Annotated in this window: 17 protein-coding genes; 5 read left to right on the top strand and 12 right to left on the bottom strand. The window is 73.4% G+C overall.

From position 1 onward, the window contains the following. Position 1 precedes the first annotated feature (1 nt). The 5 genes from dapB to eccD all read right to left on the bottom strand — a co-directional run bounded on the left by dapB (position 2) and on the right by eccD (position 6,911). A complete protein-coding gene (gene dapB / locus AB2U05_RS21935) occupies positions 2 to 769 on the bottom strand; it encodes a 4-hydroxy-tetrahydrodipicolinate reductase (RefSeq protein WP_045702426.1) in 768 nt (255 codons plus the stop codon). 28 nt (positions 770 to 797) lie between these two features. Beyond that, positions 798 to 2,150 carry a pitrilysin family protein gene (locus AB2U05_RS21930; RefSeq protein WP_045702424.1) on the bottom strand — a complete coding sequence of 451 codons (1,353 nt, stop codon included), beginning with the start codon at positions 2,148 to 2,150 and terminating at the stop codon, positions 798 to 800. Between the two features lie 149 nt (positions 2,151 to 2,299). After that, positions 2,300 to 4,507, bottom strand: a complete 2,208-nt coding sequence (locus tag AB2U05_RS21925; RefSeq protein WP_045702422.1) for a polyribonucleotide nucleotidyltransferase — start codon at positions 4,505 to 4,507, stop codon at positions 2,300 to 2,302. 450 nt (positions 4,508 to 4,957) lie between these two features. Continuing rightward, positions 4,958 to 5,248, bottom strand: coding sequence for a 30S ribosomal protein S15 (gene rpsO / locus AB2U05_RS21920; protein WP_045702420.1), 291 nt, complete (start codon positions 5,246 to 5,248; stop codon positions 4,958 to 4,960). 202 nt (positions 5,249 to 5,450) lie between these two features. Then, positions 5,451 to 6,911, bottom strand: a complete 1,461-nt coding sequence (gene eccD / locus AB2U05_RS21915) for a type VII secretion integral membrane protein EccD (protein WP_045702418.1) — start codon at positions 6,909 to 6,911, stop codon at positions 5,451 to 5,453. A gap of 359 nt (positions 6,912 to 7,270) precedes the next feature. Between eccD and eccCa the strand changes: the two genes are divergently transcribed. After that, positions 7,271 to 11,212 (top strand): type VII secretion protein EccCa, encoded by a 3,942-nt coding sequence (gene eccCa, locus AB2U05_RS21910; RefSeq protein WP_369184020.1) that lies wholly within the window; start codon positions 7,271 to 7,273, stop codon positions 11,210 to 11,212. A 490-nt stretch (positions 11,213 to 11,702) separates the two neighbouring features. Further along, entirely contained in the window at positions 11,703 to 13,109 is a 1,407-nt protein-coding gene (locus tag AB2U05_RS21905; protein WP_045702414.1) for an APC family permease, read from the top strand. Positions 13,110 to 13,181: 72 nt separating this feature from the next. Here AB2U05_RS21905 and AB2U05_RS21900 read toward each other — a convergent pair whose 3' ends face one another. From AB2U05_RS21900 to AB2U05_RS21875, 6 genes are all read right to left on the bottom strand, one after another. Continuing rightward, a complete protein-coding gene (locus AB2U05_RS21900; RefSeq protein WP_369184019.1) occupies positions 13,182 to 14,471 on the bottom strand; it encodes a hypothetical protein in 1,290 nt (429 codons plus the stop codon). An 86-nt stretch (positions 14,472 to 14,557) separates the two neighbouring features. Next, positions 14,558 to 15,100 (bottom strand): SigE family RNA polymerase sigma factor, encoded by a 543-nt coding sequence (locus AB2U05_RS21895; protein ID WP_045702410.1) that lies wholly within the window; start codon positions 15,098 to 15,100, stop codon positions 14,558 to 14,560. 66 nt (positions 15,101 to 15,166) lie between these two features. Continuing rightward, complete coding sequence (gene mycP, locus AB2U05_RS21890; protein WP_369184018.1) at positions 15,167 to 16,444, bottom strand: type VII secretion-associated serine protease mycosin; 1,278 nt, start codon at positions 16,442 to 16,444, stop codon at positions 15,167 to 15,169. Positions 16,445 to 16,572: 128 nt separating this feature from the next. After that, positions 16,573 to 16,863, bottom strand: coding sequence for a WXG100 family type VII secretion target (locus AB2U05_RS21885; RefSeq protein ID WP_045702406.1), 291 nt, complete (start codon positions 16,861 to 16,863; stop codon positions 16,573 to 16,575). Positions 16,864 to 16,970: 107 nt separating this feature from the next. Further along, positions 16,971 to 17,252: a WXG100 family type VII secretion target gene (locus tag AB2U05_RS21880; protein WP_369184017.1), complete on the bottom strand. Its 282-nt coding sequence runs from the start codon at positions 17,250 to 17,252 to the stop codon at positions 16,971 to 16,973. A 196-nt stretch (positions 17,253 to 17,448) separates the two neighbouring features. Beyond that, positions 17,449 to 19,131: a type VII secretion protein EccB gene (locus tag AB2U05_RS21875; protein ID WP_369184016.1), complete on the bottom strand. Its 1,683-nt coding sequence runs from the start codon at positions 19,129 to 19,131 to the stop codon at positions 17,449 to 17,451. A 220-nt stretch (positions 19,132 to 19,351) separates the two neighbouring features. Between AB2U05_RS21875 and eccE the strand changes: the two genes are divergently transcribed. The 3 genes from eccE (at position 19,352) to AB2U05_RS21860 (ending at position 23,908) form a co-directional block, all read left to right on the top strand. After that, a complete protein-coding gene (gene eccE / locus AB2U05_RS21870) occupies positions 19,352 to 20,788 on the top strand; it encodes a type VII secretion protein EccE (protein WP_369184015.1) in 1,437 nt (478 codons plus the stop codon). Beyond that, positions 20,788 to 21,555 carry a hypothetical protein gene (locus AB2U05_RS21865; RefSeq protein ID WP_045702400.1) on the top strand — a complete coding sequence of 256 codons (768 nt, stop codon included), beginning with the start codon at positions 20,788 to 20,790 and terminating at the stop codon, positions 21,553 to 21,555. The genes eccE and AB2U05_RS21865 overlap by 1 nt, the downstream gene beginning before the upstream one ends. A gap of 130 nt (positions 21,556 to 21,685) precedes the next feature. Continuing rightward, positions 21,686 to 23,908: a MinD/ParA family protein gene (locus AB2U05_RS21860; protein ID WP_369184014.1), complete on the top strand. Its 2,223-nt coding sequence runs from the start codon at positions 21,686 to 21,688 to the stop codon at positions 23,906 to 23,908. 52 nt (positions 23,909 to 23,960) lie between these two features. Here the strand turns inward: AB2U05_RS21860 and AB2U05_RS21855 are convergent, their stop codons facing one another. Beyond that, positions 23,961 to 24,905, bottom strand: a complete 945-nt coding sequence (locus AB2U05_RS21855) for a bifunctional riboflavin kinase/FAD synthetase (RefSeq protein WP_045702396.1) — start codon at positions 24,903 to 24,905, stop codon at positions 23,961 to 23,963. Positions 24,906 to 24,922 lie beyond the last annotated feature (17 nt).

Raw genomic sequence — 24,922 nt, 5'->3', positions numbered from 1 at the left:
CTCACAGGTCCAGGAAGTGTTCGAGGCCGAAGGTGAGGCCCGGGGTCTCGACGACCTTGCGCACGCCCAGCAGGATGCCCGGCATGAAGCTGCTGTGGTGCAGCGAGTCGTGCCGGATGGTGAGCGTCTCGCCGGTGTCGCCGAACATCACCTGCTGGTGGGCGAGCAGGCCGCGCAGCCGCACGGCGTGCACCGGCACCCCGTCCACGTCGGCGCCGCGCGCGCCGGGCAGGCTGTGGGTGGTCGGGTCCTGCTGCTTCGGGCGGCCGGCCTCGGCGCGGGCGGCGGCGATCAGCTGGGCGGTGCGGGTGGCGGTGCCGCTGGGGGCGTCGGCCTTGCGGTCGTGGTGCAGCTCGACCACCTCGACCGACTCGAAGTACTTCGCCGCGATCTGGGAGAACTTCATCCCGAGGATCGCGCCGATGGAGAAGTTCGGCGCGATCAGGACGCCGACGGGCAGCGGCGGGCGTCCGGTCGCCTCGGCCGGGACGAGCCAGCCCTCCAGCTCGGACAGCCGCAGGTCGTCCCAGCCGGTGGTGCCGGTCACCACGTGGATGCCGTTGTGGACGCAGTAGTCGAGGTTGCCCATCACCGAGTCCGGGTGGGTCAGCTCGACGGCGACCTGCGCCCCGGCCTCGGTCAGCTCCTCCAGCCGGGAGCCGCGGCCGAGGGTGGCCACCAGCTCCATGTCCGGCGCGGCCTCGACGGCCTTGACGGCCTCGGAGCCGATCCGCCCCTTGGCGCCGATCACGGCGACACGCAGCGTCATAGCGAAGTTCCTCTCACACCAGCCGGTCTCAGACCAGCAGATCGGCGAGCTTGGCGGCCCGCTTGTCGTTGACCGGACCGATCAGCGCCAGCGACGGCCGGTACGCGCCCAGCACATCACGGGCGACCGCGTGGACGTCCTCCAGGGTGACCGCCGCGATCCGCTCCAGCATGTCGTCCACGGACAGGTGGTGGCCGTAGCTGAGCTCGGCCTTCCCGATGCGGTTCATCAGCGAGCCGGTGTCCTCCATGCCGAGCACGGTGGAGCCGGAGATCTGGCCGATCGCCCGCTGCAGCTCCTCCTCGGTGATGCCCTCGGCGACGACCTTGGCGAGCTCGGCGCGGCAGATCCGCAGCACCTCCTCGACGCGCTTGGGCTGGCAGCCGGCGTAGATGCCGAACAGGCCGCTGTCCGCGTAGGACGAGGAGTACGAGTAGACCGAGTAGGCGAGGCCGCGCTTCTCCCGGACCTCCTGGAACAGCCGGGAGCTCATGCCGCCGCCGAGGGCCGCGTTGAGCACGCCCATCGCCCAGCGGCGCTCGTCGTGCCGGGGCACCCCGGGCACGCCCAGCACCAGGTGGGCCTGCTCGGTGGAGCGGTTGAGCACCTCGACCCGGCCGGCCGTGCGCACCGCCTTGACGCCGCGGCGGGCCTCGGCGGGGGCGGCGGTGGAGCGGGCCAGTACCGGGGCGAAGGCCCGCTCGACCTGCTTGACGACCTTGCGGTGGTCGAGGTTGCCGGCCGCGGCGACGACGAGGTGCTCGGGACGGTAGCGGCGGTGGTAGAAACCGGCGATCTGGTCCCGGGTGAGGGACTTGATGGTCTCCTGGGTGCCGAGGATCGGGCGGCCGAGCGGGCCGCTGCCGAAGAGGACCTTGGCGAAGAGGTCGTGGACCACGTCGCCCGGGTCGTCCTCGGCCATCGCCATCTCCTCGAGGATGACGCCGCGCTCGGCGTCGACGTCCTCGGGGCGGATGAGCGAGCCGGTGAGCATGTCGCAGACCACGTCGACGGCCAGCGGCAGGTCGGTGTCGAGCACCCGGGCGTAGTAGCAGGTGTTCTCCTTCGCGGTGAAGGCGTTCATCTCGCCGCCGACCGCGTCGAGGGCCGCCGAGATGTCCAGCGCGCTGCGCCGCTCGGTGCCCTTGAAGAGCAGGTGCTCCAGGTAGTGGGTGGCGCCGTTGAGCTGCGGGGTCTCGTCCCGCGAGCCGACGCCGACCCAGATGCCGAAGGTCGCGGAGCGCACTGTCGGCAGGGTCTCGGTGACGACGCGCAGGCCGCCGGGGAGGACGGTGCGGCGCACCGTGCCGGCGCCGTCGACGCCCTTGAGCAGGGTCCGGGTGGTGCCGGGACGCTGCGTCGCGGCCGGGGCCTGGGCCACGGGGTACCTCCAGAGAAGCGCACGGGGGCGGTCACCGTGCGGACGAACGCGGGAACGACGGACTGCGGGGGACAGCAGAGCGCGGGGACAACAGGGTGCGGCCCGCACGCCGGGAGGCGTACGGGCCGCAAGGGTCAGCTAGCGGCGCTTCACTCGGAAGCGGCCTCGCCGCCTTCCTCGCCCTCGACGACCGGGATGAGGGAGAGCTTGCCGCGCGGGTCGATCTCGGCGATCTCGACCTGCACCTTGGCGCCGACGCCGAGGACGTCCTCGACGTTCTCGACGCGCTTGCCGCCGGCCAGCTTGCGGATCTGCGAGATGTGCAGCAGGCCGTCCTTGCCCGGCATGAGCGACACGAACGCGCCGAACGTCGTGGTCTTGACCACGGTGCCCAGGTAGCGCTCGCCGACCTCCGGCATGGTCGGGTTGGCGATCTGGTTGATCGTGGTGCGGGCGGCCTCGGCGGCCGGGCCGTCGGCGGCACCGATGTAGATGGTGCCGTCGTCCTCGATCGTGATCTCGGCGCCGGTGTCCTCCTGGATCTGGTTGATCATCTTGCCCTTGGGGCCGATGACCTCACCGATCTTGTCCACCGGGATCTTGATGGTGATGATGCGCGGCGCGTTCGGGGACATCTCGTCCGGGGAGTCGATGGCCTCGTTCATCACGTCGAGGATGTGCAGGCGGGCGTCGCGGGCCTGCTTCAGGGCGGCGGCCAGCACCGAGGCGGGGATGCCGTCGAGCTTGGTGTCCAGCTGCAGCGCGGTGATGAAGTTGCGGGTACCGGCGACCTTGAAGTCCATGTCGCCGTACGCGTCCTCGGCACCGAGGATGTCGGTCAGCGTGACGTAGTGGGTCTCGCCGTCGATGTCCTGGGAGATCAGGCCCATGGCGATGCCGGCGACGGCGGCCTTCAGCGGCACACCGGCGTTCAGCAGCGACATGGTGGAGGCGCAGACCGAGCCCATCGAGGTGGAGCCGTTGGAGCCGAGCGCCTCGGAGACCTGGCGGATGGCGTACGGGAACTCCTCGCGGGTCGGGAGCACCGGGATGAGCGCCCGCTCGGCCAGCGCGCCGTGGCCGATCTCGCGGCGCTTGGGGGCGCCCACGCGACCGGTCTCGCCGACCGAGTACGGCGGGAAGTTGTAGTTGTGCATGTAGCGGCGACGCGTCTCCGGGGAGAGCGTGTCGAGCTGCTGCTCCATCCGGAGCATGTTCAGGGTGGTGACGCCCAGGATCTGGGTCTCGCCACGCTCGAACAGGGCGGAGCCGTGGACGCGCGGGATGGCCTCGACCTCGGCGGCCAGGGTGCGGATGTCGGTGACGCCGCGGCCGTCGATGCGGACCTTGTCCTTGATGACGCGCTCGCGGACGGTCTTCTTGGTCAGCGCGTTGTAGGCGGCGCTGATCTCCTTCTCGCGGCCCTCGAACTCGGGGAGCAGCTTCTCGGCGGCGAGCGCCTTGACGCGGTCGAGCTCGTTGTTGCGCTCCTGCTTGCCCGCGATGGTGAGGGCCTGGGCCAGCTCGTCCTTGACGGCGGCGGTCAGGGCGGCGAGGACGTCGTCCTGGTAGTCCAGGAAGACCGGGAACTCGCCGGTCGGCTTGGCGGCCTGGGCGGCCAGCTGGGCCTGGGCGGCGCACAGCACCTTGATGAAGGGCTTGGCGGCCTCGAGACCGGCGGCGACGACCTCCTCGGTCGGCGCCTCGGCGCCGCCCTCGACCAGCTTGATGGTCTTGTCGGTGGCCTCGGCCTCGACCATCATGATCGCGACGTCGCCGTCCGGCAGGACGCGACCGGCGACGACCATGTCGAAGACGGCCGCCTCCAGCTCGCTGTGGGTCGGGAAGGCGACCCACTGGCCGTTGATCAGCGCGACGCGCACGCCGCCGATCGGGCCGGAGAACGGCAGGCCCGCCAGCTGGGTGGAGGCGGAGGCGGCGTTGATGGCGACCACGTCGTACAGGTGGTCCGGGTTCAGCGCCATGACGGTGCAGACGACCTGGACCTCGTTGCGCAGGCCCTTGACGAAGGACGGGCGCAGCGGGCGGTCGATCAGGCGGCAGGTGAGGATCGCGTCCTCGGAGGGCCGGCCCTCGCGACGGAAGAACGAGCCGGGGATGCGGCCGGCGGCGTACATCCGCTCCTCGACGTCCACGGTCAGCGGGAAGAAGTCGAAGTGCTCCTTCGGCTGCTTGGACGCGCTGGTGGCCGACAGCACCATGGTGTCGTCGTCGAGGTAGGCCACGGCGGAGCCGGCGGCCTGACGGGCCAGGCGGCCGGTCTCGAAGCGGATGGTACGGGTGCCGAAGGTGCCGTTGTCGATCACGGCCTCGGCGTAGAACACGTTCTCTTCCACCTGGAAGATCTCCTCTTTCGTACGTCTCCGGGAGAGCGTCCCCGCGCTTGCCTGCACGTGGGCCCGGGCCCTCCTGTCAGGGAGGGCGGCAGTCGGGCCGGTCTTCGATCGAAGCCTCCGGGGCGCCCCGCTCGTCTGCGGGGCTTCCGGGGGCCACTACCGAGGACCGGCGGCTACGGCTGCCGGGCCGGGGGCGGTCCGCGTCTGGACGCTCTCTCGGATGCGGGCGGCTTCCGTTTGAAGCCTTCGTCCCGCGGGGGGTTCGGGTCCTTCTGCCCGGGTGGCGCGCTGCTGCGCCATCACCCGGCATGCCCACAACCCTACGGTGCAATCCTCGGCCACCTGGGGAGGTGCGCGCGAGTTGTTATGTCCGGGCGCCGCGGCCCGGGGGCCGCGACATACGCGCGAGGGGCGGCTCCCCGGTGTGGGGAGCCGCCCCGAGCGGCGTGACTAGCGGGCGCCACCGGCGGCACCGCGGCGGATGCCCAGGCGGTCGACGAGCGTACGGAAGCGCTCGATGTCCTTCTTGGCCAGGTACTGCAGCAGACGGCGGCGCTGGCCGACCAGGATCAGCAGGCCACGACGCGAGTGGTGGTCGTGCTTGTGCATCTTCAGGTGCTCGGTCAGGTCCGAGATGCGGCGGGAGAGCATGGCCACCTGAACCTCGGGGGAGCCGGTGTCGCCCTCCTTCTGGCCGAACTCGGCGATGATCTGCTTCTTGACGTCAGAGGCGAGAGCCACTGCAACTCCTTCAAGGTCTACCGAGCGGTCCTGGTCGACAACACAGGACTCATCGAGAACTCGGTGTCGTGAGCGCGGGCCGCGGTCGGCGTCCCACGGAGTGGGTGGACACACGGCTGCGCTCGAAGGCCAAGCGTACCAGTGCCTCCCACCCGGCCGGTCGGCGGGTGGGAGGCACTGGTGGGTGACGTGCGGCGGGCGGTCAGCCGGTGGCGCCGCGCACCAGCCGGTAGACGTCCAGGACGGCGAGCGCGAGCGGGACGAGCGAGATCAGGGTGAGGCTGTCGACCAGGTCCAGCACCCGCCCCCAGAACGGGGAGACGCCGAGCCGGGGCACGACCAGGGCGATCGCGGTGAGCAGTGCGGCGCCGAAGGCGATGGAGGCGCCGAGCCAGATGGTTCGCAGGTCGAGCTCGGTGGTGGAGCCGGCGGCGCGCAGTACGAACTGGGGGGTGTGCAGGGACAGGCCGACGATCAGCAGGCACAGGCCGAGCAGGCCGGCGACGGTGAGGCCGAGCACCTGCGCGGTGTAGCGGAACAGCCGGGCGCGCAGCATCGCGGCCAGGCCGAGGGCGAGGGCGAGCAGCTCCGGGTAGGTGCGGTCGGAGAAGCCGAGGACGGCGCAGGCGCCGACGACGACGGCGGCGCAGCCGCCGACCAGGCCGACGAGCACCTCGTGGCCGCGGCGGGCCTGCTGGGCGATCCGCTCGTACTGGACGGCCTCGGCGCGCTCGGCCTCCTCGTCGTAGTCGCGGCTGCGGGTGCGGGTCTGGCCGGGGGCGCTGAAGCCGACCGGGAGCCGGGCGAAGCGGGCGGACAGGCCGGGCAGGAAGCCGATCGCGGCGACGGCGGCGACGCCGGTGACGGCGGCGATGTCGGCGGCCGGGGTGCGGGGCATCAGGACGGCGGTGAAGGTGGCGAGGGTGCCGGCGGCGGCGACCAGGGCGGCGGCGACGAACACCGCGTCCATGCTGGGCAGCAGGCCGACGAGGAGGACGGAGAGGACGAGGACGGCGACGCAGCCGACCAGGAACTGGAGGCGGCCGGGGCCGTCCCCGGGGTGGGCGACGGCGAGGACGCCGCTGCCGCCGATCAGGGCGTGCGGCAGGGCGCCGAGGCCGAGGGCGAGGGCGGCGTGGGCGTCCTGGTAGACCCGGGCGCGCACGCCGGCGAGGGCGGTGAGGACGACGGCGGTGACGCCGGCCAGGACGCCGGGCAGGCCGTGCATGTCGTGGCGCAGGTCGGAGAACCAGAGCGCGAAGCCGAGCAGGGCGAGCAGGACGCCGGCGCCGATGAGGCCGAAGCCGCGCATGAGTTCGGCGGTCCAGAACCGGTGGTCGGCCTGGACGGCGCTGGCGATGGCGTCGGCGACGTCGTCGTAGACGGCGGGCGGGAGGGATTCGGCGAACGGGCGCAGCGCGAGGAGGTCGCCGTCGCGGACCTGCTGGGCGGCGAGCGGCAGGCCGCTGTCGAGGACGGTGCCGTCGCGGCGGACGAGGTGGAAGCCGGTCGGGGCGCCTTCGGGCTGGCTCTGGTTGGCGAGCCGCAGCACCTCGGGGTAGACGTCCGCGAGCGGGACGTCCTCGGGCAGGGCGACGTCGATCCGGCGGTCCGGGGCGACGACGGTGACCCGGCAGTAGCCGGTCGCGGCGGGGCTCGTCATGGCCGCCCCTCGTTCCTTCGACGCACTGGGCGCTCCCCCTCGTTGACGGCCGCGGTCCGGCGGCGCTCGGTGTGGCTGCTGCGCGGGGGCCGGGGAACTGGGTCCGCCGGTCCGCGAGTTGGCGCGGCGTTACCCTACCGGGTCGGTTCGTGCCCGGTGCCGGGGCCGGTTGGGGCCGGTCGGGGCCGGGCCGTGGCGGGCGGTGCGGGGGCGACCGTTAGGATCGGCCCCTGCGCGTGGGGGGCGGGGTTCGTCGGTCTCGGGATCCCGTACGAGCCGTACGGGTCCGGTCCGTACGAGTCCAGTTGCGTGAGGGCTGATGCCGAAGTGATCGATCGACGCCGCGGGGTGGATGTCACATGGGTGTGATCACGGTCAAGCGCCCGGCCAGGGCCTATCCGCCGGCGGTGCCGGACGATCCGGTGGTGCTGGAGACGCCGCCGGAGCTGCCCCGGCAGGGCGGCGAGGACTGGCTGATGAGCATCCTGCCGATGCTCGGCATGGGCGGGTCGGCGGTGTTCTTCTTCTCGCCCGGCGCCCAGGCCCCGATGAAGATCATGGGCGGTCTGATGATCGCCTCGACGCTGGGCATGGTGCTGGCGCAGGTCGTGCGGGCCCGCAAGGGCGGTTCGACGGCGCTGGCGGACGAGCGGCGCGACTACCTGAAATACCTGCAGCAGATGCGCCGCCAGGTGCGCCGCACGGCGGAGAGCCAGCGCGGGGCGCTGCTGTTCCTGAATCCGGCGCCGGACCAGCTGTGGTCGATCGTGGCGGAGGGGCGGCGGCTGTGGGAGCGGCGCTCCGGGGACGGCGACTTCGCGCAGATCCGGGTGGGCCTGGGGCCGGTGCAGCTGTCGACGCCGCTGGTGGCGCCGCAGACCGCGCCGATGGACGAGCTGGAGCCGCTGTCGGCGGCGGCGATGCACTCCTTCCTGAAGGCGCACGGCACCCTGCAGGACCTGCCGCTGGCGGTGTCGCTGCGGGCCTTCTACCACATCACGGTGTGCGGGGAGCCGGACGCGGTGTACGGCAACGTGCGCGCGATGATCGCCCAGCTGACCACGCTGCACTCGCCGGACGACCTGCTGGTGGCGGTGGCGGCGGCGCCGGGCGCGGCCGAGGAGTGGGAGTGGACGAAGTGGCTCCCGCACAACCAGCACCGCAAGGAGGGTGACGGCGCGGGCTCGCGCCGGCTGACCGCGCACGACCTGGGTAAGCTGGAGTACCTGCTGCAGGACGAGCTGTCCGGCCGCCAGCGGTTCGTCCGGGACGCGGCGCCGGCGCAGGACCAGCCGCACCTGGTGGTCGTCATGGACGGAGCCGGGGTGCCGCACGACTCGCTGCTGGCGAGCCCGGAGGGCCTGCACGGGGTGACCGTCATCGAGGTCGTCCCGGGTGACGTGGACGAGCCGAGCGGGCACCTGATGGTGACGGTCAACTCCGAGGAGCTGGTGCTGCGTTCGGCCTCCGGGGCGACGTACACCGGCAAGCCGGACCTGCTGTCGACGTGGCAGTCGGAGGCGCTGGCGCGGCAGTTGGCGCCGTACCGGATCTCGGCGGGCGGCGACGACGAGCCGCTGCTGTCGAACCTGGACTTCACCGACATGATGAGCTCCGGCGATCCGGGCTCCTTCGACGTGGCGCGCAGCTGGCGCCCGCGCGCCCAGCACGAGCGGCTGCGGGTGCCGATCGGGGTGGGGGCGAACGGCGAGCACGTCTACCTGGACATCAAGGAGGCCGCGCTGGAGGGCATGGGCCCGCACGGCCTGTGCGTGGGCGCGACCGGCTCCGGCAAGTCGGAGCTGCTGCGCACCCTGGTGCTGGCGCTGGCGATGACGCACTCCTCGGAGACGCTGAACTTCGTGCTCGCCGACTTCAAGGGCGGCGCGACCTTCTCCGGCATGGCGGACATGCCGCACACCTCGGCGGTGATCACCAACCTGGAGGGCGAGCTCACCCTGGTCGACCGCATGCGGGACGCGATCGAGGGCGAGCTGCACCGCCGCCAGGAGCTGCTGCACCGCTCCGGCAACTACGCCAACATCCACGAGTACGAGCGGGCCCGGGCGGCCGGCGCGGCACTGGACCCGCTGCCCTCGCTGGTGCTGATCATCGACGAGTTCTCCGAACTGCTCACCGCCAAGCCGGACTTCATCGAGATGTTCATCCAGATCGGCCGGATCGGCCGGTCGCTGGGCGTGCACCTGCTGCTGGCCTCGCAGCGTCTGGAGGAGGGCAAGCTGCGCGGCCTGGACACCTACCTGTCGTACCGGATCGGTCTGCGGACCTTCTCGGCGGCCGAGTCGCGGGCGGCGATCGGCGTGCCGGACGCGTACCACCTGCCGCCGGTGCCGGGCGTCGGCTACCTGAAGTTCGGCGAGGACGTGATGGACCGGTTCAAGGCCGCGTACGTCTCGGGGCCGTACCGGGCGCCGGGCCAGCAGCGGTCGACGGGCGGGCGGCGGCTGAACGCCAGGCCGGTGGAGTTCACCGCGGCGTACGTGGAGCTGCCGGACCCGGTGGAGGAGGAGGCGCCGCCGGTCCAGGAGCAGGACGACGCGCTGGTGGACACCGTGCTGGACGTGTTCGTGCACCGGATGGCCGGCCAGGGCCCGGCGGCGCACCAGGTGTGGCTGCCGCCGCTGGCGGACGCGCCGAGCCTGGACCACCTGCTGCCGCCGCTGCAGGTGGTGCCGGAGCGCGGCCTGACCGCGCCCGGGTACCCGGGCGGGCGGCTGCGGGTGCCGATCGGCGTCGTGGACAAGCCGCGCGAGCAGAAGACGGACATCCTGGAGGTCGACTACGCGGGGGCGGCCGGCCACGGCCTGGTCGTGGGCGGCCCGCGCTCGGGCAAGTCGACGGTGGTGCGCACCACGGTGGCCTCGTTCGCGCTCACCCACACCCCGCGCGAGGTGCAGTTCTACCTGCTGGACTTCGGTGCGGGCAGCTTCGGCTCGCTGGCCGGGCTGCCGCACGTCGGCGGGGTGGCCGGGCGCCTGGACGTGGACAAGGTGCGCCGGATGGTGTCCGAGGTGCACGGGGTGCTGAACCGGCGCGAGGAGCTGTTCCGGGCCACCGGGATCGACACCATCGCCACCTACCGGGCCCGCCGGGCGGCCGGTCAGCTGCCGGACGAGGCGTTCGGCGACGTGTTCCTGATGATCGACGGCTGGAACACCTTCAAGCAGGAGTTCGACGCGCTGGAGCCGGTGATCGCCGACATCGCCCAGCGCGGCCTCGGCTACGGCGTCCACCTGGTGATCACCGCCGCGCGGTACGCGGAGGTGCGCCCGGCGCTGAAGGACCTGCTGCAGAACCGCACCGAGCTGAAGCTCGGCGACTCGATGGAGTCCGAGGTGGACCGCCGGGTGGCGCAGAACGTGCCGCCGCTGGCCGGGCGGGGCATCACCGCGGAGCGGCTGCACTTCCTGGGCGGCCTGCCGCGGCTGGACGGCTCCTCCTCGGTGGAGGACCTGCAGGACGGGGTGGCCGCGCTGGTCGCCGCGGTCGACGGGGCCTGGGCGGGGCCGCGCGCCCCGCAGGTGCGGATGCTGCCGGCCGTGCTGGACGGGACGTCGTTGCCGAAGGGCTCCGAGCACCCGGAGCGCGGGGTGTCCTTCGGCGTGGACGAGGCCGAGCTGGCGCCGGTGTTCGTCAACTTCGAGACGGACCCGCTGTTCATCGTGTTCGGCGACACCGAGTCCGGGAAGTCCGCGCTGCTGCGGATGCTGGTCAAGCAGATCACCGAGCGCTACACGCCGGAGCAGGCGGGCATCGTGATCGGCGACTACCGGCGCGCCCTGCTGGGCACCGTGCCGCAGGAGTACCTGGTGGAGTACGCGGCCGCGCAGCCGGCCATGTCGGCGATCGTGGAGATGCTGCGCGGGGCCTGCTCGCGCCGGCTGCCGGGCCCGGACGTGACGGCCGAGCAGCTGCGCAACCGCAGCTGGTACAGCGGCAAGGACATGTTCGTGATCGTCGACGACTACGAGCTGGTCGCGACGAGCTCGGGCAACCCGCTGGCGCCGCTGGCGGAGTTCCTGCCGTTCGCCCGGGACATCGGCCTGCGGGTGATCGTGGCCCGCAGCGCGGGCGGCGCCGGGCGCTCGCTGTACGAGCCGGTGCTGCAGCGGATGCGCGAGCTGGGCGGGCAGGGCGTGATCCTGTCCGGGAACCGGGACGAGGGCGCGCTGCTGGGCACCGTCCGGCCGCAGGCGCTGCCGCCGGGCCGCGGGGTGTACGTGTCACGCCGGGTGAGCGCCGGGCAGATGGTCCAGACGGGCTGGCTGCCGGTGACGTGACGGGTGTCCGCCGCCGTCCGGCCTCCGCCGGCGGCTACGGACAGTGAGCGGAAGGGGTCGGGCCCGGGAGGTCCGGCCCCTTCGGCGTCTCGGGTGCTGAAACGTTACAGAGATCTTTCCGGGCGAGGGCTGCGGTTCCCGTACCCGGCCGGTGCGGCTCCGGGGGCACGCGCGGCCACCTGGGCGTATCGCCGTCCGCCCGGCCGACGCCTTTGAATTCCGGAGCGCAATTCGACGTTCACCTTGGATTCAGATGCACGGCGGCCAAAGTAACAAGTCGGACAAACAGTGCGATGACCGAACGTGATCTTCGGATCGCATGTTCATGCGCCTGTCCGCAACGGAATCCGAAGCGGTCGCGGCGTTGACGCGCTCCATACGCCACGGTTCCATTGCGGCCCGGGAGCGCACTGACCAGGACCCGAGCAGCCAGCCAGCGGAGGCGATACCGCTCCCATCCCAGGACCGCACAGAGCCGATCGGAAGCCACATGACCGACACGCTTCGCCCGCCACAGTCCGTGACCGCCCAGGCGGCCGACGCGGGTGCCCCCCAGCAGCTCAAGCGCTCGATCGGCGTCGTGGGCGGCACGCTCCTCACGCTGTCCTGCGTCACCCCGGCCTCGACGCTGTTCGTGATCGTGCCGCAGCTGTTCGCCGGCATCGGCAGCGCGACCGCCCTGGCCATCGCCATCGGCTCGGTGCTCTGCGTCGCCGTCGCCTTCTGCTACTCCGAGCTCGGCACCCTGATCCCCAGCGCCGGCGGCGAGTACGCGATGGTCGGCACCCTGGCCGGACGGCTGATGGGCTGGCTGGTCTTCGTCCAGTCACTCATCGTGGTGATGATCGTCCCCTCGGTCATCGCCCTCGGCACCGCCGAGTACCTGGCACCCGTCCTGGACGTCCCCAAGCCGATCGCGGGCGCCGCGGTGATGCTGGCCGCCACCCTGGCCGGCCTGCTCGACCTGCGGGCCAACGCCTGGATCACCGGCGTCTTCCTGGTCCTGGAGGTCGTCGCCGCCGCCGTCGTCTCCGTGCTCGGCTTCGCCCACACCAACCCCGACCACCCGAGCCTGCTGCACGGCGTGGTCGCCGGGGACCACGGCGCCGTCAACCCGGTCGGCATCGGCGCCATCGTCGGCGCGCTCGGCATCGCCCTGTTCGTCACCCAGGGCTTCTCCACCGCCGTCTACCTGTCCGAGGAGCTGGAGAACCCCCGCCGCACCGTCTCCCGCACCGTGCTGTGGACGCTCGGCCTCTCCAGCGCCATCATCCTGATCCCGGTCGCCGCCATCACCATGGGCGCCCCCGACCTGGACACCCTGGCCGCCGGCGACATCTCGGCCATGGTCACCGCCTGGAGCAACTCCGCGGTCGGCACCTTCATCAGCCTCTGCATCGCGCTGGCCATCATCAACGCCGGCATCGTCATGGTGATCCAGAACTCCCGGGTGCTGTTCGCCTCCGCCCGCGACAAGGCCTGGCCGGAGCCGGTCAACAAGGCCTTCGGCACCCTCGGCCGGTTCGGCTCCCCGTGGGTCGCCACCCTGGCGGTCGGCCTGCCCGGCGCCGCGCTCTGCTTCGTCAAGGGCGAGCTGCTCAGCAACATCACCGGCGTCGCCGTCACCGCGATGTACCTGCTGGTCGCGGTCGCCTCGCTGCTGTCCCGCCGCGCCCACCACAAGCACGCCGCCGCCTGGCGGATGCCGCTGTGGCCGGTCATCCCCGTCCTGCTGATCGGCGTGCTGCTCTACATCATGACCAAGCTCGCCGCCGAGCCGCTGCTGTGGACCGGCGGCATCACCGCCGCCGCCACCCTCTACTGGCTGTTCTACCTGCGCCCCCGGCAGGAGACCCGCTGGGTGATCACCCTCCCCGAGGACCAGCAGCAGTCCTGACCATCCCCACCCCCCACACGGCGGTGCCCCGGGCCTCCCCCAGCCCGGGGCACCGCCGCGTCCGGGCGGCGGCTACTTCTTGAGCTTCCACTCCGGGCTGAGGGCGATCGTCTGCAGCTGCTCGTCGGTCAGCACCGGGGTGGTGCGGGTCGCCGGGGTGCGCTGGCTGCCGCTGTTGTACGCGGCGACCACCACCCGGGTGCCGTCCGGGTGCAGGGCGTCGACGATCCAGCCGGCCGGGTTGCCCGGCTGCTTGCGGACGACCACCTTGGACCCGTCCGGCTTCGTCTCGGCGTTGCCGAACACCTGCTCCTTGGTCACCTCGTTGTGGCCCCAGTCCTGGACGTTGACCTCGACCAGGGACTTGCCCTTGCCGTCGTCCAGCACGAAGTTGGCGTAGCCGTAGCCCTTGTCGTTGACCTCCGTCTCCCGCAGCCCGCTCGGCAGCAGCTTCGCGGTGATCTGCAGGATCTCCTGCGCGCTGTACTCCTTGCCGGTGTCCCGCGTCCTGACCGGCTTCGGCTCCGGGATCGAGGCGACGACCTTGTCCCAGGACTTGTCGGTCACGATCGCCTTCAGCTGCTCCGGCGACAGCGGCGGCGCCGTACGGCTGTCCGCCGCGTCCTTCTCGGCCGCCGAGTTCCACTCGGACAGCTCGATCTGGCGGCCGTCCTTGCCGATCAGCTTGGCGTTCCACCACTTGGTCGAGACGTGCTTGTCCGGGTACTCGTAGCCCTGGAAGACGGTCAGCGTGGACCCGTCCGGCAGGGTGGTCGCCGTGCAGGCGTCGTACGGGACGAGCTTCTTGTCCGGGCAGGTGTTCTGCGACCGGTTCGGGTCGTTGTCCCCGAGGCGGCCGAGCGAGATGCCCATCGCGGCCTTGCCGTGGCCGTCGTCGAAGACCAGCGAGGCCGTCGCCGAGATGCCGCCGCCGTACGGCTTGCCGGCCGGCGGCTCGGTGCCGGTGCCCTTGGCGTCGAAGGTCTGGCCCGCGGGCAGCAGCGCCTTGAAGGCGGCCACCACGTCGTCACCGCTGACCGGCGGCGCCGCCGGGGCCTCGGACGCGCTCGCCGCGGACGGCGAGGCGGCCGGGGTGAGCCCCGCCGAGCCGCTCGGGGCGGCCGCGGCCGCCACCGGGGCCGCGTCCTTGGCCGGCGACCCGGTCAGGTAGACGGCGCCACCGCCCACCAGGGCCAGCGCGGCCGCGCCGCCCACCACCGCGGCGGTCGAGCGCCGACGCCAGCGGCGGCGGCCGCGCTGGTAGCCGCCGGCCACCAACTCGCCCTGCTCGGTGCGGAACCCCTCGCCGGTGCGGGTCATGGCGACGAGCAGATCGTCCTCGAACTTCTCGTTTTCGGACATGGATGATCACCTTCTCCTTGCGTCATGGATGTTCGGGAACCGGTCCGCCGCCCCCGGCGCGGCCACCCGGGTCGGCCCCACGGGCTTCAACGGCCGGCGAGTTCGCCCAGCGAGTCGCCGAGCAGCGTGCGCAGCTTGGCCAACGCCCTGGTGGTGCGGGTCCGGACGGCGCCGGAGGAGGCGTGCAGCACCTCGGCCGTCTCCTCGACGCTGCGGTCCTCCCAGTACCGCAGCACCAGGACGGCGCGGTCCTTCGCCGACAGCCGGCCGAGCGCGTCGAGGAGGGTCAGCCGCAGCGTGCTGTCCGAGTCCTCCCGGCCCTCCGGCTCCGGCAGGGCGTCGGTGGGGCGCTCGCCGCTGGAACGGCGGCGCTGCTGCGCCAGGAAGGCGCGGACCATCACGGTGTGCGTGTAGGCCGCCGGGTTGTCGATCCGGGACCGGCCGGTCCACGCGCTGCGCCGCCACAGGACGTACATCCGGCTGAGGGCCTCCTGGACGAGGTCCTCGGCGTAGTGGGTGTCGCCGCTGGTGAGCAGGCAGGCCGAGCGGTACAGGTGGCCGGTGCGGCTGGACACGAGTTCCAGGAACTCGGCGTCCTTGGCCTCCCGGCCGTTCCCGATCCACCCCATGCGCACTGCCCCCCGTTGGTCCGCCCCGCTCCGACACCTGTTTGATGCGGCGGGTGGGATGGGGTGTTACACCGTCAGTTTCCGTTCTGCCGCGCGGCGGCGGTCGCGCAGCACCACGCCGCCGCCGACGAGCAGCGCGACCAGCAGCGCGCCGGTGCCGAGCACGTACGTCGCGGTGCGGCCGTCGCGGTCGGCCTGGGTCTCGCCGAGGCCGACCGGCTGCGGCACGATCGGGGCGGCGGCCAGCTGGACGGGCGCCTCGGGGACGGCCGCGGTCGGCGCGACGGCGGGCGCCTTGGTGACGGCCCGGACCGGGTCCACCACGCCCCAGCCGGTGAACCGGTCCGGCTCGCGCTGGGTGCGCTGGGCGGTCTGCTCGATCCAGGCCCGCACCTGCGCCGGCGACCAGTCCGGATGCGCGCCCTTCAGCAGCGCGGCCAGCCCGGAGACGTAGGGGGCGGCGAAGCTGGTGCCCTGGTCCACGCACTGGCCGCCGCCGGGGACGGTGGAGAGCATGTCGACGCCGGGCGCGGCGACCTTCACGAAGTCGCCGTACTGGGAGAACGGCGCGCGCTCGTTGTTGCGGTCGGAGGCGCCGACCGCGAGGACGGTCGGGAAGGCGCCCGGGTAGGTGTCGCCCTCCTTGCCGTCGTTGCCGGTGGAGGCGACCACCACGACGCCGGCGTCCTCGGCGTGCTGGATCGCGGCCTTCAGCTCCTGGTAGCCGCCGAAGTGGCTGTCGCCGGCGCCGCGCACGTCCTGGGAGATGTTGATGACCTGGACGTTGACCGGGCCGCCCTTGTCCGGGGCCCTGGTCTTGACGGCGACGGCCTCGTTGACGGCCGCCACCAGGCTGGAGACGTCGCCGTGGCCCTCGCTGTCGTTCTGCCGGACCGAGTAGATCTGGGCGTCGGGAGCGAGGCCGACGAAGCCGCTCTGGCTGACGCGGCGGGCGGCGATGATGCCGGCCACCTTGGTGCCGTGGCCGACCGGGTCGTCCTTGGCGGTGGTGGCGTCGATCGGCTGCTTGGTCTCCGGGTTGACCAGCAGGTTGGAGCCCGCCAGCACCTTGTCCTTCAGCTGCGGGTTGCGGTCGTCCACCCCGGTGTCGATGACCGCGACCGCCACGCCGCTGCCGGTGGTCCGCCCGCCCTGCCACAGCTCGTCGAGCAGCAGGCGCTGCAGCGACCACGGCACGGTCGGCACGTCCGGGGCGTTCTTCGGGCAGTCGCCCACGGCGGCCAGGCCCGGCCCGTCCGCACGGGCCGGCGCGGCGAGCGGGCCGCCGAGCACCGCGAGCGCGGCGAACGCCGCGGCCGCCTTCCGGTACCGGCGTCCGGACACCCTGTCGCTCCTCATCTCGCTCCCCCACTGGGCGGGTCTGGGCCGTTCCTGCCGGGCGCACCGAAGGGCGGGCCCCGGGATCCGGGTGCCCGCCCCCTGCCCGCTTCCCCCCTTCGGGGGACGCGGGATCAGCTCCAGTTCTTGGCGTTGGCGTCCTCGGTCTGCCGGTAGCTGACCGCGGCGCTCTCCAGCGCGTCGGCGATCTGCTTGCAGACGCTCTGCAGGTGGGCGGCGCGGGTGTCCCACTGCGTCTGGTGGGCCTGGTAACCCTCCTGGGCCTTGCCCACCCAGCTGCCGGAGATCTTCTTGACGTTGCCCTTGAGGTCGTTCAGCAGGTGGTCGATGCGCGAGGCGACGTTCTTGACCTCCTCCGAAGCGTGGTGGAGGGTCTCGAAGTTGACGTGGATCTGGTCGGACACGGTGTCTCCCTAGACGAGGAACGGGCGCCCGCGCGGTGGGCGGCGGGCATCCGGTGGAGCGACGGAGCGGAGCGGAGCGGCGATCGGCGCGACGGCGGGCGCCGTGATCAGCTCTGCGGCCGGAACTGGTCCTGCTGCTCGGCCTCGGTCTGGGCGTAGTGCGCGGTGGTCCGCTCGATCGCGTCCTTGATCGCGTTGAGGGACTGGTTCAGCGCCTTGATGTCGTCGTTGAACTGGGTCTGCAGGTTCGTGTAGGCGGTGGCCGCCTGGCCCTTCCACCCGCCGCCGATGTTGGTGACCGTGTTGTGGAGCTTGGTCTGCTCCCCCTCGATCTTGTGGATCGCCTCGCCGATCTGCTTGGCGAACTCCGTCATCTCCTGTGCTGTCATCGTGAACTGACCCATGCTCCACCGTCCCCCATGAGAAACACTGTGTGCACGGAGGGGCCCGGAGCGGCCCACCCGTCACATCACCCTTGTGATGCCAGCAGCACTGTAGTCGGCACACGCAACTCGCCCAACACCGAGCACCGACCGGTTACCAGACCATGACACACCGGCCAATTCCGTTGCGCCGCTTGGCCGCTCAGGCGTTCTGCGGCTGCGCGGCGCTCTTCGCGGTCAGCGGCGGACCGGCCGGCACCAGGTTCGACCACTCGTGCGGCACCGGCAGCGGCTGGACGCCCTGGTAGCCCAACCGGGCCTGGTTGCCGCCCGGTTCGTCCTGCTGCTGCGGCGGCTGCTGCGGGTCGCCCGGGGCCGGCGGCGCGGTGGTCGGCTTCGCCGTCGGCGTCTTCGGCGGGCCGGACGGCGGGCCGGCCGGGCCGCCGCCGTCGCCGTTGGACGGCACCGCGTAGCGCAGGCCGGTCTCGGTGATCAGGAAGTCCGTGCCCGAGCCGCCGGCGCCGGCGTCCATCGCCCGGTAGAACAGGCCGTGCCCCGGGGTCACGTAGGCCGCGCCGGCGCCGTTGTCGTACCGCGCCGGGTACGCCGTCCCGGCCCAGACGCTGCGCCGGGACGTCTTGCCGTCCTCGGCGACCCCGTCGAAGGTGCTGCACACCACCAGCCGGGCGTCCTGCGGGGCCTGCCAGTTGTTCACCGGCGCACCGGACTTCAGCGGCCAGTCCGCCGCGGTGTCCGGCAGCCGGACGTCGCTGTTGTTCTTCGCCTGGTCGGCCGGGGTCATCTCGTCGCTGCGCGGCTTCTGGTCCTGGTCGTACTTGTAGAGCATCTGGTACGCCGGGTTCTGCCGGATCAGCTCGGCCTGGAACGGGGTGACCAGGTACAGCCGGTCCTTGCCGACCACGTAGTGGCGGTCCTGGTAGTGCACCAGCCGGCCGACCCGGCGGTCGGCCTGGTTGTTCAGCTCCACCTTGGTGTTGGCGCCCTGGCTGTCGACCGCGCCCTCGACCTTCGGGAAGGTGACCGGGGTGCCGGGCAGCAGGGTGTCCAGCCACTCCCGCTTCACCCGCTGCGGCACCGCGTTCGGCCCGAACACCGCGGTGATCAGCGCCTTCCGCTCGTTGGCGTCCGACTGCGGCGAGCCGATCTCGTGCTTGCGGCCCTGCGCGTCCACCAGGAACACGCTCGCGGCGCCCGCGCCCGCGCCCGCGCCCGGCTGGCCGGGCGCCGGCGCGGTGGACACCTGCTGATCGTCCGCCTGCTGCACCAGCAGCAGCTGGTCCGGGCCGAGCATGCGGTCCTTGGCGGCCAGCGCCGCCGCGTCCTGACCGGCCGCCACGAACACCGCCTGGTTGACGGTCTCCTGCTTGTCGTCCGAGCCCGGGCGGTCGCAGACCGACCACTTCATCGCCTTGTCCGCGTTGTCCCGGCTCGGCAACTTGTCCGGCGCGTACGGGATCCCGATCGTCGGGCCGTGGTTGGGGTAGCGGTCCAGCACCTCGTCGGCGACCACCACCACCTGGGCGCCGGCCGGCAGCACCAGCCGGGCCGAGGACATGTTCAGCACCTGGTGCAGCCGCTTCGTCCTCCCGTCCGGGTCGGTCAGTATCACGTACCGGGTGGTCGAGGTCTTGCCCTGGATGATCGCCTTGCCCTCGTCCCAGTGCAGCGGCGCGCTCGGCTTGAACACCCCCCACACCCCGAAGCCCGCGACCACCAGCGCCCCGACCAGGACGCTCGGCAGCACCGCCTTGACCGGGCGCGGCGCGTCCTCGTCACTGCCGCCGCCGGTGGGCAGCAGGAACGCGCCCACCGTGCGCTTCCTGGCGAAGGTGTACGCGTTCAGCTCGTCCCGGCGCGATGCCATGTGCTCGTCGTCCCCCTTGTCGGACCTGCCCCTGTCGGCCGTGCCCCTGCCGGCCCCGCCGGACCGCCGCCCGGCGGCCCGCCCCGTGCCCCGCACCCGTTGGACCGGACCGGGCCCGAACCCTCTACGATGCGGCAGCGGACGGTGAGTACGGTACGGGTACGGTCCACGAGCCAGCCAGCCGGGCCGCGACATCCGAGTCAGAGGGGGCCACCGGGGGATGCCGAACCAGACCGCTCGACGACGACGCGCCGGCGCGGGGGAAGCGGCCGAAGCCGCGGCCGGGGCCGAACGCCCGCGCCGCGCCGGCCGCGGACGGCGCGGCGGCCCGCCCGCGAGCACCGCGGCACCCTCGGCCGGCACCGGCCCGCGGGGCGCCGCCGGCGGGCCCGTCACGGTCCGCGTCAACCCCCGGCCGGGGCTGCTCGGCGGCCGGTTGAAGCTCCACCAGCTGGTGCTGGTCGAGGTCGCCGCGGCCCTCGTCGCGGTCGGCTGGACGATCAGCCGCCCGGTCGCGGCCGGCTTCGGCGCGGTCTCCCTGGTACTGCTCCTGCTCGCCGTGATCCGGCTGCGCGGCCGGTCCGTCCCGGAGCTGCTGCGCGTCCGCTCGGCCCTCAAGTCCCGGCAGCGGCAGGCCCGTACGCTGCTGCCGCCGGCCGGCACCGACCCGGCCCTCGCCCCCGCCCTGGAACTCGAACCGGCGCTGCGCACCTGCACCCACGCCACCGAGGCCGACCTCGGCGGCCGGCCGGTGCGCCGGGAGACCGGCATGGTCGGCGACGGGACGTTCCTCAGCTCGGTGCTGCTCGTCCAGGCCAAGGACCAGCCGCTGCGCCCGGTGCGCACCGCGCTTCCGCTGCCGCTGGACGTCGTCTGCTCGGCGCTCACCGTGGACGACATCACGCTGGAGTCCGTCCAGTTGGTGCAGCACACCCAGCCCGCCCCGGCCCCGCACGTGCCCGAGCAGTCGCTGGCCGCCCGCGCCTACCGCGAACTCCCGGACGGCACCGCCACCCCCGGGCTGCGGCTCACCTGGATCGCGCTCAAGCTCGACCCGGAGCGGGCCGCGGCCGCCGTCCGGGCCCGCGGCGGCGGCGAGGAGGGCGCCCGCAGGGCGCTGAAGCGCGTCACCGACCAGCTGGCGGGCCGGCTGAACAGCGCCGGGTTCAACGCGACCGTGCTCGACGAGCGCGAACTGATCGCCGCCCTGGCCATCTCCACCTGCGCCAACCCGATCGCGGTCGCCGGCCGCCAGGGCACCGGCAGCGGCGCCGGCACCACCCGCCGCACCCAGGAGGGCAACCGGTTCTGGCGGATCGACGACCGCTGGCACAGCACCTACTGGATCTCCCGCTGGCCGCAGCTCAGCCGCCCCGGCGGCGGCGCCGGCCGGATCGCCGCACCCGACCTGGTCAACCTGATCACCGGCTCACCGGCGCTCGCCAGCACCTTCAGCCTGACCGCCGGGCACGGCACCGGCGGCTCCGTCACCGTCACCGGGCACCTGCGGGTCACCGGGCGCAACGAGGACGAGCTCGGGCAGCTCGGCCGCCAGGTGGAGACCCGGGCGCAGTCCGCCGGGCTCGGCCTCGTCCGGCTCGACCTGGAGCAGGCCCCCGGCGTGCTCGCCACCCTGCCGCTGGGAGGAGCGTCCTGATGGCGTACCAGACCTACCCCGCGCCCGGCCCGACGCCCGGCGCCGAGCGGCCCCGGGTGCGGCCGCGCATCCTGCCCGGCTTCGGGCTGCGCGGCCCGAAACGGGAGAAGCACGTGCTGGAGCCCGCGGACCTCGCGGCGCTGGCCTTCCCGGTCGGCGACGACGGCGTGGTGATCGGCGTCGACCCGCAGGGCCTGCCCGCGGTGCTCGGCCTGTTCCGCCCCACCGCCTTCGACCTGGTGCTGGTCGGCGGCGTGTGGACGGCGCAGATCATCGCGCTGCGGGCCGCCGCGATCGGCGCCCGGGTCGCCGTGGAGACGGCCCGCGGTCAGCTGTGGGGCCCGATGGCGCAGGCCGCCGGCGGCGGACAGCCCTGCGTGACGCTGCACCAGGTCGGCCGGCTCGGCCCGCAGGGCGCCTCGGTGGCCTCGCCGGTGCTGGTGGTGCGCGACCTCGGCGCCCGCCCGCCGCGCAGCCGGCTCTCCGCCGCGCCCTGGCAGTCCACGCTGACCGTGCTGCCCTACCTCGGCCCGAACGCGGCCCGGGTGCTCAACGCGGCCGACCTGGTCGGCGTGCAGCGGATCATGCCGCAGGAGGCGGAGCTGGTCGGCCGGGTGCTGTCGCTCCCCCCGGAGGACGTGGCCGCCCTGCCGACCCTCGGCGACGACCTCACCCTGTGGACCACCCGGATGCGGCGTCAGTACGTCCGGGCCGTGGCCGGGCAGGCCGAACAGCAGGTGCTCGGAGGCCCGCGCCGGATGGACTGAGGGGCGCTTGTGTCCCGGTCGATCCCGGTTCGGAACCGAAGCCGCCTTCAACAGGGGCAGCCGAACGGCCTAGTCTTTGTTGCGGCAACGGCACCGCTGAACAAGCGGCGGCGAACACGAGGGAGCCCTAGTGAGCAGCGATCGGGACGGCGTCTACGTCGGCGACAACGCGGCGGAGGACGACGACGACTGGTCGGACGCGCCTGACTACACTCCCCCGTCCTGGTACGTGCAGACGGACGTCTCGGGGGCGGCCGCGCCCCCGGCCGTACCCCAGCCGGCTCCCCAGTCGGCTCCCCCGGCCCCGACCGCGCCCGGGACGGCGGCGGCCGCCGCCGCGGGCGTCGAACCGGCTGCCGCCGCCGCTGCCCCGGCTGTTGCCGCCGGTGCCGGCGCGCCCGTGCCCGCGGCCGTGCCGCCGGTGCAGGCCGAGGCGCAGCACGTCCCGTTCCCGGCGCCCTCGCCGGCCGCCGGGCCCGCTGCCGCCGCCGCACCTGTCGTGCCCGCTGCGCCCGTCGCGCCCGCTGCGCCCGTCGCCGAGCAGCCGCCGGCCGGCGCGGCGGGGTGGCCGAGCGCCGAGGCGGTGGTGCAGCACCAGCAGTCCCAGCCCCAGCCGCAGCCGCAGCCGTACCCGGCGGCGGCCCAGGCCCAGCCCCCGGCCGCCCAGCCCCCGGTCGTCCAGCCGCCGGCACCGGCTCCGCAGGCACCCGCCGCCCCCGGCGGCCCGGTGCCGCAGCCCGCGCCCGGCTACGGCTACCCCCCTGGCCAGACGGCCCACACCCCGGAGCCCGCGCCCGGCTACGGCTACCCGCCGAACTGCTACCCGCAGTCCCCCGACCCGGCCCAGCCCGCGCCGGCGGACCCGATGGCCGCGTGGGCCGCCCAGCAGGCCGCCGCGCAGCAGCAGGCGGCCCAGGCCCCGGCCCCGGCCCCGCAGGCTCCGACGCCGCCGCCCGTCCCGGTCGACCCGCGCCAGGGCGGCTGGCCGCAGCCCGGCGCCTACCCGCCGCCGGCCCAGCCGGGGCCGCTCGGCCAGCCCGCCCAGGCCGCCCAGGCCGCGCAGCCGCAGCAGCCCTGGCCGCCGCAGGGCGCCGAGGCGGCCCAGCCCGCCGCGTTCCAGCAGGCGGCCGCGCCGCAGCAGACCGCGCACGGCGCGCCGCTCGGCTACACCGCCGCCGTCGAGCTGTCCTCGGACCGCCTGCTGCGCAGCCAGCCCAAGCAGCAGCGCCAGCAGCCGCGGTTCCAGTTCGGCGGCAAGGCCGCGGCCGCCGAGAAGTCCCGCAAGCTGGAGATCATCCGCACCCCGGTGCTGAGCTGCTACCGCATCGCGGTGATCAGCCTCAAGGGCGGCGTCGGCAAGACCACGACCACCACCGCGCTCGGCGCGACCCTGGCCAGCGAGCGCCAGGACAAGGTGATCGCGATCGACGCCAACCCGGACGCCGGCACCCTGGGCCGCCGGGTCAAGCGCCAGACCGGCGCGACCATCCGCGACCTGGTGACGGCCATCCCGTACCTGCGCAGCTACATGGACATCCGTCAGTTCACCTCGCAGGACCTTAACTCCGGCCTGGAGATCCTGGCGAACGACGTCGACCCGGCGGTCTCGACCACCTTCAACGACTCGGACTACCGCCAGGTGATCGACGTGCTGGGCCGCCAGTACCCGATCATCCTGACCGACTCCGGCACCGGCCTGCTGTACAGCGCGATGCGCGGGGTGCTGGACCTCGCCGACCAGCTGATCATCGTCTCGACCCCCAGCGTGGACGGCGCCTCCAGCGCCTCCACCACCCTGGACTGGCTCTCCGCGCACGGCTACGCGGACCTGGTGCAGCGCAGCATCACGGTGGTCTCCGGGGTGCGCGAGACCAGCAAGATGATCAAGGTCGAGGACATCGTCGCGCACTTCCAGACCCGCTGCCGCGGCGTGGTCGTGGTGCCCTTCGACGAGAGCCTGGCGGCCGGCGCCGAGGTCAACCTCGACATGATGCGGCCCAAGGTCCGCGAGGCGTACTTCGAGCTGGCCACCCTGGTCGGCGAGGACATCGCCCGGGCCCAGCAGGCGGCCGCCCAGCAGGCCGGCTGGCAGCAGCAGGCGCAGGCCGCCGTGCCGCAGCCGTACGTCGAACCGCAGCAGGCCCCGGCCCAGCAGCAGACCGCGCCGCCCGCCCCCGGCTCGCCGTGGGCACCCCAGCCCCAGCCGCAGCAGCCGCAGCCCCACCAACCCGGCCAGGCCCTGCCGCCCGGGTACGGCTACCCGCCGCCGCAGGGCGCCCCCTCGCCCTGGGCCCCGCAGCCGCAGCAGCCGGGCCCCGGCTACGGCTACCCGCCGCAGGCCCCCCAGCAGTGAGCCGAAAGGGCCCGCCGACCATCCGGTCGGCGGGCCCTTCCCGTGCGCAGGGTCAGCCGGCGTCGGTCAGCTCGCGGGCGCGCTTGACGTCGTCGGCCATCCGGTCCAGCAGCGCCTCGATGGAGTCGAACTTCTCCATCCCGCGCAGGTAGGCCAGGAAGTCCACGGCCACGTGCAGCCCGTACAGGTCCAGGCCCACCCGGTCGATGGCGTACGCCTCGACGGTGCGGGCGGTGCCGTCGAAGGTCGGGTTGGTGCCGACCGAGATCGCGGCCGGCATCCGCTCGCCCTCGGCGGTCAGCCAGCCCGCGTACACGCCGTCCGCCGGGACGGCGCTGTGCGGCACGGTCTCCACGTTGGCGGTCGGGTAGCCGAGTTCGCGGCCGCGCTGCGCGCCGCGCACCACCACGCCCTCGACCCGGTGCGGGCGGCCGAGCACCTCGCCGGCACCGGCCATGTCCCCGGTCTCGACCAGGCGGCGGGTCAGGCTGGAGGAGAACGGCTCGCCGTCCCCGGCCGCGCCGGACACCTGAAGGTCGACCACCTCGACCTCGAAGTCGTCCGCCCGGCCCAGCTCGGTGAGCAGCGCGACGTCCCCCGCGGCCCGGTGCCCGAAGCGGAAGTTGGGGCCCTCGATGACGACCCGGGCGTGCAGCGCGTCCACCAGGACCTGCTGGACGAAGGCCTCCGGGGACTCCTGGGAGAACTCCTGGGTGAACGGCAGCACCAGCACCGCGTCCACGCCCAGCTCGGCGATCAGCTCGGCGCGGCGGGGGTGCGGGGCGAGCAGCGGCGGGTGGCTGCCGGGGCGGATGACCTCGCGCGGGTGCGGATCGAAGGTCACCACGACCGAGGAGAGGCCCAGTTCGCGGGCGCGCTCGACCGCCCGTCCGATGATCAGCTGATGCCCGCGGTGCACACCGTCGAACGAGCCGATGGTGACGACGCTGCGCCCCCAGTCACCGGGGATCTCCTCCAGGCCACGCCAGCGCTGCACCCGACCGCTCCTTGTCC

The sequence above is a fragment of the Streptomyces sp. Y1 genome (assembly GCF_041053115.1).
Taxonomy (GTDB): Bacteria; Actinomycetota; Actinomycetes; order Streptomycetales; family Streptomycetaceae; genus Kitasatospora; species Kitasatospora rubellomurina.
The sequence above is the reverse complement of the archived record's forward strand: the minus strand, read 5'-3'. Positions and strand labels throughout refer to the sequence as shown.

Excerpts from the sequence above, each read along its gene's own strand:
- dapB (WP_045702426.1), bottom strand. The coding sequence starts at position 769 with ATGACGCTGCGTGTCGCCGTGATCGGCGCCAAGGGGCGGATCGGCTCC.
- eccD (WP_045702418.1), bottom strand. The coding sequence starts at position 6,911 with ATGACGAGCCCCGCCGCGACCGGCTACTGCCGGGTCACCGTCGTCGCC.
- eccCa (WP_369184020.1), top strand. The coding sequence starts at position 7,271 with ATGGGTGTGATCACGGTCAAGCGCCCGGCCAGGGCCTATCCGCCGGCG.
- AB2U05_RS21905 (WP_045702414.1), top strand. The coding sequence starts at position 11,703 with ATGACCGACACGCTTCGCCCGCCACAGTCCGTGACCGCCCAGGCGGCC.
- AB2U05_RS21900 (WP_369184019.1), bottom strand. The coding sequence starts at position 14,471 with ATGTCCGAAAACGAGAAGTTCGAGGACGATCTGCTCGTCGCCATGACC.
- AB2U05_RS21895 (WP_045702410.1), bottom strand. The coding sequence starts at position 15,100 with ATGGGGTGGATCGGGAACGGCCGGGAGGCCAAGGACGCCGAGTTCCTG.
- AB2U05_RS21880 (WP_369184017.1), bottom strand. The coding sequence starts at position 17,252 with ATGACAGCACAGGAGATGACGGAGTTCGCCAAGCAGATCGGCGAGGCG.
- AB2U05_RS21875 (WP_369184016.1), bottom strand. The coding sequence starts at position 19,131 with ATGGCATCGCGCCGGGACGAGCTGAACGCGTACACCTTCGCCAGGAAG.
- eccE (WP_369184015.1), top strand. The coding sequence starts at position 19,352 with ATGCCGAACCAGACCGCTCGACGACGACGCGCCGGCGCGGGGGAAGCG.
- AB2U05_RS21865 (WP_045702400.1), top strand. The coding sequence starts at position 20,788 with ATGGCGTACCAGACCTACCCCGCGCCCGGCCCGACGCCCGGCGCCGAG.